This is a genomic window from Exiguobacterium mexicanum, assembly GCF_005960665.1.
Classification (GTDB): Bacteria; Bacillota; Bacilli; order Exiguobacteriales; family Exiguobacteriaceae; genus Exiguobacterium; species Exiguobacterium mexicanum_A.
Window position 1 is genome coordinate 2,204,977 of record NZ_CP040676.1, and the last position, 13,174, is coordinate 2,218,150.

The window sequence follows — 13,174 nt, forward strand, 5'->3', positions numbered from 1 at the left end:
TGATAGCTCGACCGGTTCGACTTGTCATCCGTAACGTCTGCGACAATCCAGTGACAAGACGGTGTCACGTTTTTCCTTTGTTTTACAATTTGAGCACGAGAGGCGCTATTTGACGTATCATTTGTTATGATAGGCAACATGTACACGACCGAATCTATATGAAGAGGTGACGATTATGAATATTTTAATGGTAGGAGCAGGATCGATGAGCGAGTCACTCGTCCGCGGATGGTTAGCCTCAGGCCTGTCTCCTGAACAAATCACGATGACGAACCGGAGTGACCGGACACGTCTTACAGAACTTCACACTGAGCTCGGCGTGCAAATCGTCGACGAAGAGGATGTCAACGCGTATGACATCGTCGTCCTTGCGATGCAACCGGACGGAGTGCTTCCATATGTAAGCTCGAAGACGTGGACCACACCGCTCCTCGTTTCCGTAGCGGCTCATATCGAACCGAGCGAAATTGAAGAGGCGTCAGGTCTCCCTGCCGTCTGCGCGATGCCGAATACGCCAGTGGCTTATCAAAACGGGATGACCGGGCTCTGGTTCGGACCCGAGACCGATGATACGGTCCGTGAAAAGGCGACGGCTTTGTTTGAGCGTGTTGGTCGTACAGCTGTGACTGATGCGAAGACGATGTCGGCCTTTATGGCCGCCGCCGGTTGCAGCCCCGCTTTCTTTTACGAGATTGTCGGGTCGATGACACCGGTCTTGACGGAAGCAGGATTTGACGAAACGACGGCCCGTCAAATCGTCGCCCAAGCGATGAAAGGATCAGCTGAGCTTCTCCTCCATGAGACACGGCCGACGAACGACTTGATCGCAGATGTGGCCGCGCCGGACGGTCCGACCGATCGGGGTGTCGGTGTGCTTCGCTCGCGCGATTTAGCAGACGTCATGGCTTCTGCCCTTCGCGAAAGTGCGAGAGAAGAAGTCGAACAACCGAAGAATTGAAAAAATCCGAGAAACGCATCGCGTCTCTCGGATTTTTTATTGGACGATATGTAAAATCGAGACGATGACGGCGACCATCAAAATCCCCGGCAATAGATTCGCGACGCGAATCCGAGTGATGCCGACCAAATTTAAACCGATCGCGACGATCATGACGCCGCCGGTCGCTGTCATTTCTAAAATAAAGTCATCCATGAGCGATTCCGGGATAAACTTCATGATTTGGATGGCGAGCAAGGCGATTGCCCCTTGGTATAAGAGAACCGGGACGGCCGAGAACATGACCCCAATCCCTAGCGTCGAGCTAAGGACGAGTGCCGTAAAGCCGTCAATCAATCCTTTTGTATAGAGGACATCATGGTCCCCGCGCAATCCACTGTCGAGTGCACCGATGACCGCCATCGCCCCGATGACGAAGATGAGCGTCGCCGTGATGAAGCCTTCGGCGATACTCGACTTGCTCTTGCCTCCGAGTCGGCGTTCCAATTGATAGCCGACCTCGTTCAACTTCTCATCGAGCTTCCACCATTCGCCGAGCGCCGCCCCGATGACGAGACTGCCGATGACGATTAAAAAGTTCTCACTCTTCATCCCCATTTGAATCCCAAGCAAGACGACGGCGAGACCGATGGCTGCGGTGACCGTCTCTTTCATTCGTTCGGGGATGCGGTGAAATAAAAGTCCAAGTAATGTGCCAATCACAATCAACGCCGCGTTGACGATTGTTCCGGTTAAGACCATTGTAATATTCCCCGTTTCTGTATGTATTGAGAGGAATATACCAACTGTTTATGTAGACTGTCAATTGAAAGAAAAACAAAAAAAAAGCCACTTCTCGCAAGAAGTGGCGTCGCGGAAACCCACGTTCCTATGGGTTTCGCATCGGGTTTGGCACCCAAGTGATTCTGACTGGGCTCGAACCAGCGACCTCTACCCTGTCAAGGTAGCGCTCTCCCAGCTGAGCTACAGAATCAGGTCGTGTCCTCTCTTAAGGACACTATTAATATATCAAGAAACTAATGCCTTGGCAACTGTTTTTTTAAACTTTTTTTACTTTTTTTCAACGCGTCATTTCTTCCCGTTTCATATGGCGGCATAACCGCTCTAAATCTCCGGCGTAGACAGAGACGAGCATGCCTTGATATTCAGTGTCACGGTCCCAATGCAGTCCGTTCGCTTTCGCGACCCGTTGCGATGGGACGTTATCCGGATGAATCAAGGAAATGATCTCTTTCTCACCTTCTTCGAACGCATGACGCATGAGACGAGCCGCTGCCTCGCGTCCGTATCCCATATGCCAATGCTTCGGCGCCAACCAATATCCGACTTCAAGTTCAATCGTGCCGTCGAGTTCATGGAGCAACGTGCCGGCATGACCGATCGGCTCGTCATTTTCATGCGACATCAATTTGAGCAACCCGGTTTGACGACCCGTCTGATAGCGGGCCAACTGGCGCTCGAACCACTCGATCGTCTGTTCATCCGTATATGGCTTTCCGTCCGGGCTAATAAAACGCATCACGCGCGGATCTTGGAGTAGCGATTTCACGAAATAAAAATCAGCAATCGTGTAAGGTTCGAGTCGTAGACGCTCGGATTGCAGTTTGATATGACTCATCGTCCCCGCCCCTTTCGTTCACAGTCTGAACTATTCAATTCCCGTTTTTATTCGAAGCTAATCCTGATCATGCGACAACTTTCAATCCGATGACGCTTCCGATAATAAGCAATAAGAAGAAGATACGCCACCGGTCCCGGGATTCGTTCAAGTACAGCATGCCGAGCACGACCCCGCCGGCCGCCCCAATCCCGACCCAAATCGAATACGCCAATCCGAGCGGGAGCGTCTCGAGCGAACGCGACAACAAATAAAAGCTTAAGGCAAACGTTCCGACCGACAAGATCGACCATTTAACAATCTGATAGCCTTTTGATTTACCCATCCAAAAGACGGCCATCATCTCAGCAAGACCCGCACCAATCAAAAATATCCAACTCATGCCGACTCACCTCCCGTCACTTGTTTCAGTCCGACCACACCGATCAGAAGCGTGATGATAAAGACGAGCTTCATCCCGGTGAGCGCCTCGTCGAACAAGAGCGCCCCGACGATGACCGTTCCGACGGCTCCGATGCCGGTAAAGACGGCGTACCCCGTCCCGGCCGGTAAGGTGCGGAACGACATCGCCAACAATCCAAAACTCACAATCAATAATAGAATCGTCATCACGCTCGGACCGAGCACCGTGAACCCGTTCGACAGCTTCATCGTCGTCGCCCAAACGATTTCGAGCAGACCGGCGAGCACGAGCCAAACCCAGGCCAGTTGATCTTGTTTCATGTCCAACCGACTCCTTTCTTGAAAATCGTGAATGCGGCCCGTTGCCGTTTGACGCGATTCGTCTCAAGCGTGAAGAGCGAAAGAAGCGCCCCGTCTAGAAAACAATAGTACGCGTCATACACGTCCTCGAGTGACTGTTCGGGTAAGGCGCCTTGCTCCATCGCCAATCGAAACTGTTCTTTCTCGAACGCTTGTAGTTCCGTCTCGACCGAACCGAGCGTCGTCTCGATGAATGATCTCAACTCGGGCGGTGGGACGAGCAACATCCGCTTCGTCAGCATCCATGTCTCCTCTTCTTCAAAGAAGCGAATCAACTCCTCGACGATCGCCTCGATCCGCTCGAGCGGCGCAGCGTCAACGGAAGCGTCCCGTGCCTCCTGCCAGATGTGTGCATAACGGTTCCCCATGTCCTCGACGACTTGCTTGAACAGTTGTTCTTTCCCTTCGATATGGGCGTATAGCGACGCCTTTTTGATGCCGACATCCTCAGCAAGCGAGGCAAGCGACAAGCCTTCATATCCTTCAAGCGCAAACCGGCGTCGCGCCGCCAGTTCGATTCGTTGTTTCGTATTCATCACAGATCGTCCCCTTTCTCTCTCACTACCTTACCTAACGAACGGTAGGTAGTCAAGTGTACGGATTGCATTCCCCGGTTCCACCCGGCAAAATGGAGAAAGTGAATGGGAAAGGAGCGCTTTATATGCTTGAGCAATTCAGCTTTACGTTACCGACCGAGACGACACGCGGACGGAAACGAATCGTCCGTGTCTATCGTCCCGACTTTGTTTCGGCTGACGAGCGGATCCCGGTCCTCTATATGCACGACGGTCAAAACGTGTTCGACGGCAAGACGGCCACGATCGGCGAAGGTTGGTCGATCGACCGCCACATCGAGGACTTACAATTGCCGCTCATGGTCGTCGCCATCGCGAGTGCCCCAGACTGGCTCGACCGCTACGATGAGTATTCGTTTTATGAGGATGAGATGCTATACCGGCGGATTGGACCGGAACTCGCCAAGACACGGCCTACGCTCGGGGGTAAAGGGCGTGCTTACGCCGACTGGCTCATGCAAGAGTTGAAGCCGTGGATTGATGAACGCTACGCGACCGACCCGGACGACGTCGGCGTGATGGGCAGCTCGATGGGCGGGGTCATCTCGCTTTATATGATGACGGCCTATCCGTCCATCCGGCGCGTCGGCTCGCTCTCGACAGCCGCTTGGGCTAATCTCGACTCCCTCATTCGGGAAGTGAAGCAGGCCGATGTGACGGCGCGTCTCTATATGGACATCGGGACGAACGAGACGAGCGGACCGATCACGCCCGAGGATTACCTTTATACGAATGCGAAACTCGTCGAGACGGTCGCGCGAACAGGGATCGCCTTCCGCTATGAAGTCGAGCCTGGTGCCGTCCATAACGAGATCGCGTGGCGGCGTCGGCTACCGAACGCCCTCGCCTTCCTCTATGAATTGACATGAAAAAAGAGACGAATTCCACGAAGGGATTCGTCTCTTGCTTGATTAAATGACCCAGTTGCCGTCACGCATGATGGCTTCGCGTGAACCGTCTTCGAGTTCGCCATCGATGTTCATCTCGGCCGAGCCGATCATGAAGTCGACATGTGTCATCGAGTCGTTCGCACCGTTCTCGGCGAGCTCTTCGGCTGACATTTGCGGTCCGCCTTCGAGACATGTCGAGTACGCGCGTCCGAGCGCCAAGTGGCACGATGCGTTTTCGTCGAACAACGTGTTATAGAAAAGGAGACCCGAGTTCGAGATTGGTGAGTCGTCCGGCACGAGCGCGACTTCTCCGATACGACGCGCCCCTTCATCGAGGTTCAACAACTCATCGAGTGCCTGTTGTCCTTGTTTCGCTTCCGCCTTCACGACTTTCCCGCCTTCGAACCAGAGCGTGAATCCATCGATCAAGTTGCCGCTATAGCTGAGCGGTTTCGTGCTCGACACGTGTCCTTCGACCGAATCTTTATCGGCGAGCGTGAACACTTCTTCGGTCGGCATGTTGGCGATGAAATCGACACCGTCGATGTTCGGACCGCCGCCGCCAAGGAAGACGTGCTTCTTCGGCAAGCCGATCGTCAATTCCGTGCCCGGTGCTTTGTAATGGAGCTTCGTGTACTTCTTGTTCGTGAGTAACGTCGCGCGTTCACGGAGCGATGCGTCATGCGTATCCCACGCCGCGACGACATCCGGTTGGTCCATGCGCGTCGCTTCGAAAATCGCTTTCCAAAGGGCTGGTACGGCGTCTTCACGGTCTGGGAAGACTTTCTTCGCCCATGCTTCCGAAGCGCCAGCAACGATTGACCAGCTGACATTGTCGCTCATGACATATTTGCGCCATTTCGCGAGCGCCACGCCGGCAGCACGGTTCGAGTCCGCGATGCGTGACGACTCAACGCCGTTCAGTGCGTCCGGGTCGTCGCTGACGATCGATAGGAACGCCGTCTTCTCTTCGGCCAATTGCTCAAAGCGAGCCTTGAGCCATTCCGGGTATTCTTTGAAAGCATCCGCCGGGGCGTTGAAGTAACGGACTTTCGTCGTCTCTTCGTCGCTCCAGTTGACATATACTTGTTTCGCGCCAGCTGCGTAAGCTGCTTTCACGATTTGACGGACGAGCGGTGCTTGGCTAATATCAGCTCGGACTTCGAGCTGTTGGCCCGGCTGAATGTTGACGCCTTTTTTGACGGCAAGCTCAGCGTAGCGGGCAAATTCTGCCTCAGTCGGCATGGTTACAGTAGACATATGTACAGTTCCTCCTTTTTCACTTATTTCTATTTTCTTAAATTTTCGGAAAAGTTGCAACCAAATCGCAAAAACGGGCATATTAGTAGATGAAGACAGAAGGAGGAATATACATGTCAGATTGGAAAACAACGTACACACACTTTTTAACGAGCGCGACCGAGGACTATACCGACAATGAAACATTAGGTGACCTCTTGGTCCAAGGCGAACTCGCTCTCGCTAAAGTGACGGTCGACGTCGCTTCAAACGATATTAGCAATATCGAGCGAGAAGAAGAACTGACGCTCTACTTCCAAATGAAACAGTTACTCAACATGTTGCGTGCCGTCTATAATCACCAGTTCGAGATGCAGCCGGACAAACAACATGCCCTCGTTGCGGCCGTCTTATACTTCGTATCCCCATTCGATGCGATTCCGGACGACGCCCCACTCGGCTTATTCGATGACGCTCAAGTCATCGATTACGTGCATGAACAGCTCGCAAGCGATATCGACCGCTTCCACAACGAATTGTAATCGTTCGGCGCTTGAAATTCCTCCACCATCGGAGTACGCTTGAGTGAGTTTATTTCAAAGGGGGCGTATGGCGCCTAGCCATCATCTATGTACGCAAAATCAAGAAAACGAATCGCCGTCGAGACGACTTTGTTCATCATCGCCGGAACGATTCTACAATCGATCTTTGTCGGCTTATTGCTCAAACCAAACGAGATCGGGACCGGGGGCATCGTCGGGATCACCTTGATCATCAACGAGCTGTTCGGCACACCGATCGGATTCACGCAACTCGTGTTGAATATCCCGCTCTTTATCGTCGGGATTAAATATCTGGGGAAACGGTTCATTCTCATGACCGGGCTCGTCGTCGTCTTATCATCTATCTTGATCGATACGTTGCCCGTGCTCATCCCGCCGACCCCGCTCGATGACCCGCTCGTCGCCTCGGTGTTCAGTGGGATCGTTTCCGGCCTCGGGCTCGCCCTGCTGTTATTCGCAGGCGCTTCGACCGGAGGACTCGACATTCTCGGGAAAGTCATTTATACGAACAACCGGAACTTATCACTCCCGAAAATCTTTTTGACACAAGATATCATCGTCTATATCCTCGTGTTCATCACGTTCGACATTAAAGCGGTCATGTACGCGCTCGTGCTCAGTTTCGTCCGGTCGCGAACGCTGTTGACGATTCACCGATTCTTCTCGGCACAAAAGCAGTGCTTCATCATCTGTAAGAAAGTCGATGAAATCAACCTCGTCATCAAGCAAAACTTGAAGCGCGGTGTCACAATCATGGACGCAACCGGTGGTTATTCGAACGACTCGAAGAAAATGTTGTACGTCGTCGTGCAAAACAATGAAATTCCAAAACTACGTCAAATCGTCTCCGATATCGACTCGGAAGCGTTCGTCACCGTCTCCGAAATCGATTCGGTCGTCGGTAACTTCAAAGAGCATTCGTATACACTTTAATCGACAGCAACTTGCTGTCGATTTTTTTGTGTAACAAATCCATAAACAATCCGATAATAATGGTGGGCCTCTTAGACATATACAGAAGGAGGTGCATGAGTTGACCAACCACTCGTTGCGCCAAACAGTCCCCGCTTTGCTCGTCGGGACCTTTTTTCTCGGACTTTTATTGATTCTGTTCACCCCTTACGCCTTGAGGGAGACGAGTTTGTTCGTCTATTTCACGGCGGTCACTCTCATCGCGACCGTCTTTAGCGCGACGGCCGTGTTTCAAAATCGCGGGATGCGACGCTACATACATTTACTGATTAGCGCCGGCAATGTCTGCTTCATCGCTTATTTGGTCGGACACCATTTTGGCGCATCGACAACAATCAACCATATGCCGTTCATTCAGAACTTTTTTTATTTGATTATGTCGCTGATTGTCATCACGCAATCGATTGAAATTCGGACATTGAAACTGCGAACGTTCGACATTTTCGCCTTGTTCAGCTTCCTGTTGATTGGGGCGTTGCATCTGTTCGTTTATTCGAACGACGGAGCACGTTATGCGGCTCATTTGAACGGGTTTGAAGAACAGATGGTGTTGATTAGTCTCTACATGATGCTCGGCTTTCTCTACTTGAATCGAATCACTTCGGTCGGCCAAACGTTCCGTGTGCTTTTGTTGATCGGCATTCTCGGCTTCACGACTGCCTCGATTTTGAACCAATTGCTCATCTTCAACGGCATCGGCCATGAGTTGGTGCACCTGCTTCAAGTGAGTAGCATCTTTATCATTTCAATCAGCTACGTGTTCGATGAATCGAGAGAAGATGCCCTCGTCTATGACTCCGTGTTCGACTACGTCGTCTATAGCGCAATCGTCATGCTGTTCATGCTCGCCTCGGATCGTTTGCTCGGCACATCTGTGCTCGACTCGATGACGGCAAACGCCGTCTTGTTGCTGCTCATCCGTCAGTTCGTCGTCGCCAAACAAAACGCATTGATCAGTCACCGTTTACATACCGTCAATACCGACCTCGAAGTCGCAGTGACGACGAAAGCACATGAGCTTGAAATTCGGGAGCAACAGTATCGGTCCCTGTTCGCCTATCATGCCGAACCGATTTTCTTGTTCGACCTTCACGGTGAAGTGTTGTCCGTAAACGAGGCCGGCAGCTCTGTCCTCGGTCATGACACAGAGACACTCATCGGTTCCAACATATTAGATATCATCGAACAAAAAGACCGGTCCGCCTATGCGACCGTATTGCATGATTTGAAGAACGGTCGCCCGCGTACGCTCGACGTCGATGTCGTCACCGAGGACGGGGCGAAGCGAGTTTGGCAGCTGATGAACATCCCGATGATTATCGACGGGGAAGTCGAAGGCATTTATGCCATCGTCAAAGACATCACCCAAATGATCGTGCAACAAGAACAAATCTACTATCAAGCAAATCATGACAGTTTGACGGGACTACACAACCGTTACGCGTTGCAAGAACAAATCGAACGGCTCATCGCCGAAGGACGACGATTCTCGCTCATGTTCTCCGACCTGGACGGCTTCAAAGAGATCAACGACCGGTTCGGCCATCATATGGGCGATGAATTGCTGCAACACATCGGCAAACGACTAAGAGGTGCCTTATTGCCGAACGAGTACGCGGGACGGCTCGGCGGTGACGAGTTCATCGTCGTCGCCGAACATGATGATGATGAGATGTTAGTCGAACGGTTGCGACGCTTCGTCTATCGCCCGCCTTACTTTATGGGCGGAACGCTCGTCGAGATCCATGCGTCGATTGGCATCGTCCGCTATCCCGACCACGGATCGACGCTCAAGCACTTGCTCTCAAACGCAGACCTCGCGATGTACAAGGCAAAGGACAAGGGACGTAATGAGACCGTCCTGTTCGCGCCAGAACTGCGTGCGGATAAAGAAGAACGCAAGCTGTTGATGGAAGGGCTCGACACCGCCCTTGAAAAAGGCGAGATCTCGCTTTACCTTCAGCCTCAAGTCGACGCCTCGACGAAAGCCATCATCGGGGCCGAGGCGCTCATGCGCTGGCAACGCGATGGGGTCTTCATCCCGCCGAGCCAATTCATCCCGATCGCCGAGGAGACGGGCCACATCCATGATCTCGGTCGCTGGATGATCCATGAGACGTTCCAATTGATGTACGCCTTCGAGCAAGGAGAAATCAATTTGCCGAAATTGTCGGTCAACCTCTCCGTCCGTCAATTGTTCGATGAACATTTAATCGAGTATTTGACGACTTTGTTTGAGCGGTTTCCAATCGAACCGAGCCGACTCAACTTCGAATTGACCGAGACCGTCGCCGCCCACCATTCCGACCGGGTGTTGACACGGATCCTCGAACTCAAGGCGCTCGGCATCAAACTGTCGATCGATGACTTCGGGACCGGCTACAGCTCACTCGCCTACCTCGTCCGCTATCCGATTGACGAGTTAAAGATTCCGCGCGAGTTCACGATGCAACTCGAAGAGAACCGGGAGTATCAAACCGTCACCGCGACGATCGTCGCCATGGCCCGACAACTAGGGATGGCACTCGTCGCTGAAGGTGTCGAGACCGAGTATCAAGAGAATTTCTTACGGAAAATCGGCTGTGATTCGATGCAAGGCTATCGCTATGCGAAACCGATGCCACTCAATGAGTTTGTCATCTACTACATGAAGCAGACGATGTGACAAAAAATGCCCCGAACCGGTAAACCGATTCGGGGCATTTGCTTATTTCATCTCATAAATTTTGACTTCGCCCGGCTTCAAATCGACCCACAGGTCCCAATTCTCATCGAACGAGTGCTCGGCATACGGCCATGACGTCGGTGAGTAGACCATCTCGGCGAAACGGCTCGCGTTCCAGTTACGGCGTCGCACCCCGTCGAGCGGGACTTTCCCTTGCAGCGGTTGGTACATATCCGTATTGGCCACGACGAGAAGCGTCTCGTTCGTATCCGGACGCAACCAAGCGAGGCCGATGAACGGCGCATCCATATGTGCCATGGCGAGCGGTTCGAAATGACTCGGGTTGACGAGGACGTCCAACCAACGACGACGCACCTCGGCCACTTGATGCATCAGTTCGATCATCTCGTCTCGTTCCGGGTGATCCCAATGGAACTGATACGCGTCGAAGAAGGCGAGCTTACCAAAGTACGGATCGGTCGGGAAGAGTTGGTACGCTTCTTCCGGGCGGCAGTCGAGCCCGGTGTTCATCGGTTGCGTCTCATACAGTTCGAGCCCCGAGTTCGTCATCGGGACCCCGTTCGGCACGAAGCCGTTCAACACAGTGAGCAAGCGACTCGCTTGCCGTCCCCCGTCCCGTGTCGCCACGCGGCGCGTGTCCGCTGTCTCTCCGGCCGCGAACACCGGCAACGGTAAGAAACGTGAGTCATAAATGAACTGGTGTGTCTCATGCGTATCGAATCGAGGTTCTTTATAGAACCCGTAGCCGATAATCATGTTATAGCCCGCTTCTTTCGCTGCCCACGCTCCGATTTCGATCAATTCTTCAGCGATGAAACTGAAGTTGGCGTCGAGTGCGCGTGGCTGTTGAAGGATCCGTTGTGCCAAATCGACCGGCAAGGCGTGACCCATATCGATGCGGGCCCCATCGATTCCAAATTCGCGCTGGTAGTGCGGGATGATATCGGCGAGCATCGCCCATAGCGGCTCATTGATTTGATCGCCCCGGAATTGATTCGACTTGATCGAATCGAACAGAATGTACGGAGCCAAGTTCGCTTCGCTGACGTAAGGCGCTGCCGCTGTCGGATGATCGAGGAACAGACGGAAGTATGTGACGTCCGACCATGGCGGTTGCGGGTCATTGATACAATCCGAAAAAGCTGGAGCGGTCGTCAAACCGAACTCACGCTCGATGACCGCGAGCAAGTTCTCTTCCGGGTGCTCGAGCAAGTACGTCTTCACCGTCTCCCACTTGTCCGCGTCAACGAGGTTCGGCGCCATCGAGAAGCGACGCAAATGCGCCCAGACGTCTTCCGACCCGTAAATCATTGGCAAGAAAGCGTGCTCTGGTTTTACGTTTTCTCCGATACCGGGCACGTGCGGCGGGTGATAGTAGTCAAGTTCCGTCACCGGGATCCAATAAAACCATTCCGGGTTTTCTAGAATGAGACGGTTGTCACGGGCGCATGTGCGTGGGATGACATCGATGACGACCCGAATTCCGACCATATGGCATGCCTCGACGAACGCGGCGAACTCTTCTTCGACCGTCAAGCCGTCTCCCGTCAACGTCTCTTTCAGTTCTTCATCGATTCCAAAGAAGTCTTGCACGGCATAAGGAGAACCAAATTCGCCTTTTTTATTTTTGTGGCTATGTTGCGAGATCGGCAATAGGAACAACGTGTCAATTCCCATATAAAGCAAGTGCGGGATTAGCGCGAGCGTTTTGACGAACGTTCCCGTGTCCTTCATCCCGACCGAGTTTTCCATCTCGACATAACCTGAACCGTCATGATCCCATGACGTCGAGGTCCGGACTTGCATCGAATAGACGGAGGCACGCTTGATCCAATCGCCGCCCGTTTGAAGATATCCATCCGCTTGGGCGACCGATTGATGATAATCCCGTCCGTCGACCGCATGCGGGAGAATCGCTTTTTCAATCGTCTCGATTAAAAAATCGTAAGGATTGACCCGTTCGACGCCATCTCGGACAGGCTCTGAAGGGAATTGCAGGCGGTTCCACAAGGCCGGAATGTCGTATTCCATGTTCGTTCGTTTTTCTTTCAAGACCTGGTGTAACTTGCGTAACGATGAGTTCTCTGGCATGTGTATTCTCCTTATGAATGAAATCGTTCCTCATTTCATTGTAAACGATAACAAGAAACGCTTTACTATATTTTTATACCTTTACCCGAAATTTTCCTTTCCCAAAAAAATATTTTGCGACGAAATCGGTAAATATTGTACGATTGTATGGAAGGAGGGATGACCGTGTCCCAACAGAAATGGCTGACCTTACTCATCTTGTTGTCACTTTTATCCGTGCTGATCCTTGCGGGTTTTGGGTTTCAACTTCGAGACACGAGACATCAGCTCGAGTCGATTCATAGTCAACGCCTCGATTCTTATGATGCCATTGAAGAGATCATGTATTTTAACATTGAACGAGCCAACGCCATTCGCGGGTTGCTCGCCTACGAAGACCGGCGTTTTTTAGAATCGTATTACAGTATGTCCCAGCAAGCTGAAGAGTTGAAGACGTCGATCACGAACGACCCGCACACACCGAGCTCGCTGATTGATTTGCTTTACCGTGACGGAATATGGGAGCAAGGCGCCGCCGAAGTGCTTGTCTTTTATGAGCGCGGCGATCTCGAGGCCGCGACCGAGCTAGCCGAGACGATGACCGATCAGCGCCAAACGATCCTCGAAGATTTGCGCGCATTGAAGAAACTACAGTATGAAGACATCCGCAAACAACTCGTCGCGACCGAGAATCAAATCGATGTGTTGATTCAAGCCCTCACGTCGATTGCCATCTTGCTCATCGCCGCACTGCTCGTTTTGCTGTTTCTCCTCTTCAAAACACGAAAAAAAGACCGTCTCCAATGAGACGATCCCTCGACCTCAATTTCCATTGTGAGGT

The 13,174-nt window shown here is 52.3% G+C and carries 13 protein-coding genes and 1 tRNA gene; 6 read left to right on the top strand and 8 right to left on the bottom strand.

Annotation, left to right across the window (positions count from 1 at the left end; genetic code table 11):
* Positions 1 to 175 precede the first annotated feature (175 nt).
* On the top strand, positions 176 to 958 hold the full coding sequence (locus tag FED52_RS11735; protein WP_138859976.1) for a pyrroline-5-carboxylate reductase family protein: 783 nt from the start codon (positions 176 to 178) through the stop codon (positions 956 to 958).
* Between the two features lie 36 nt (positions 959 to 994).
* Here the strand turns inward: FED52_RS11735 and FED52_RS11740 are convergent, their stop codons facing one another.
* From FED52_RS11740 to FED52_RS11765, 6 genes are all read right to left on the bottom strand, one after another.
* Positions 995 to 1,699: a DUF554 domain-containing protein gene (locus FED52_RS11740; RefSeq protein ID WP_138859977.1), complete on the bottom strand. Its 705-nt coding sequence runs from the start codon at positions 1,697 to 1,699 to the stop codon at positions 995 to 997.
* Between the two features lie 159 nt (positions 1,700 to 1,858).
* Positions 1,859 to 1,931, bottom strand: a tRNA-Val gene (locus FED52_RS11745).
* Between the two features lie 87 nt (positions 1,932 to 2,018).
* Complete coding sequence (locus FED52_RS11750) at positions 2,019 to 2,576, bottom strand: GNAT family N-acetyltransferase (protein ID WP_029596076.1); 558 nt, start codon at positions 2,574 to 2,576, stop codon at positions 2,019 to 2,021.
* A 67-nt stretch (positions 2,577 to 2,643) separates the two neighbouring features.
* The gene (locus FED52_RS11755) at positions 2,644 to 2,958 is read right to left on the bottom strand and encodes a DMT family transporter (protein WP_138859978.1); all 315 of its coding nucleotides are present in this window, start codon (positions 2,956 to 2,958) and stop codon (positions 2,644 to 2,646) included.
* The gene (locus tag FED52_RS11760; RefSeq protein WP_034781369.1) at positions 2,955 to 3,284 is read right to left on the bottom strand and encodes a DMT family transporter; all 330 of its coding nucleotides are present in this window, start codon (positions 3,282 to 3,284) and stop codon (positions 2,955 to 2,957) included. Before FED52_RS11760 ends, FED52_RS11755 begins: the two co-directional genes overlap by 4 nt.
* 11 nt (positions 3,285 to 3,295) lie before the next feature.
* A complete protein-coding gene (locus tag FED52_RS11765) occupies positions 3,296 to 3,874 on the bottom strand; it encodes a TetR/AcrR family transcriptional regulator (protein WP_138859980.1) in 579 nt (192 codons plus the stop codon).
* A 125-nt stretch (positions 3,875 to 3,999) separates the two neighbouring features.
* Here FED52_RS11765 and FED52_RS11770 point away from each other — a divergent pair, with 125 nt between their 5' ends.
* A complete protein-coding gene (locus tag FED52_RS11770; RefSeq protein WP_138859981.1) occupies positions 4,000 to 4,782 on the top strand; it encodes an alpha/beta hydrolase in 783 nt (260 codons plus the stop codon).
* 42 nt (positions 4,783 to 4,824) lie between these two features.
* Here the strand turns inward: FED52_RS11770 and FED52_RS11775 are convergent, their stop codons facing one another.
* Positions 4,825 to 6,063 (bottom strand): aminopeptidase, encoded by a 1,239-nt coding sequence (locus tag FED52_RS11775; protein ID WP_200860057.1) that lies wholly within the window; start codon positions 6,061 to 6,063, stop codon positions 4,825 to 4,827.
* A 113-nt stretch (positions 6,064 to 6,176) separates the two neighbouring features.
* Between FED52_RS11775 and FED52_RS11780 the strand changes: the two genes are divergently transcribed.
* From FED52_RS11780 to FED52_RS11790, 3 genes are all read left to right on the top strand, one after another.
* A complete protein-coding gene (locus tag FED52_RS11780) occupies positions 6,177 to 6,584 on the top strand; it encodes a YkvA family protein (protein WP_138859982.1) in 408 nt (135 codons plus the stop codon).
* 87 nt (positions 6,585 to 6,671) lie between these two features.
* Entirely contained in the window at positions 6,672 to 7,538 is an 867-nt protein-coding gene (locus tag FED52_RS11785) for a YitT family protein (RefSeq protein ID WP_138859983.1), read from the top strand.
* A gap of 100 nt (positions 7,539 to 7,638) precedes the next feature.
* Positions 7,639 to 10,242 carry a putative bifunctional diguanylate cyclase/phosphodiesterase gene (locus FED52_RS11790; RefSeq protein ID WP_240731265.1) on the top strand — a complete coding sequence of 868 codons (2,604 nt, stop codon included), beginning with the start codon at positions 7,639 to 7,641 and terminating at the stop codon, positions 10,240 to 10,242.
* Between the two features lie 42 nt (positions 10,243 to 10,284).
* Here FED52_RS11790 and FED52_RS11795 read toward each other — a convergent pair whose 3' ends face one another.
* Positions 10,285 to 12,354 carry an alpha-amylase family protein gene (locus tag FED52_RS11795; protein ID WP_138859984.1) on the bottom strand — a complete coding sequence of 690 codons (2,070 nt, stop codon included), beginning with the start codon at positions 12,352 to 12,354 and terminating at the stop codon, positions 10,285 to 10,287.
* A 159-nt stretch (positions 12,355 to 12,513) separates the two neighbouring features.
* Here FED52_RS11795 and FED52_RS11800 point away from each other — a divergent pair, with 159 nt between their 5' ends.
* Positions 12,514 to 13,140 carry a hypothetical protein gene (locus FED52_RS11800; RefSeq protein ID WP_138859985.1) on the top strand — a complete coding sequence of 209 codons (627 nt, stop codon included), beginning with the start codon at positions 12,514 to 12,516 and terminating at the stop codon, positions 13,138 to 13,140.
* Positions 13,141 to 13,174: the final 34 nt, after the last annotated feature.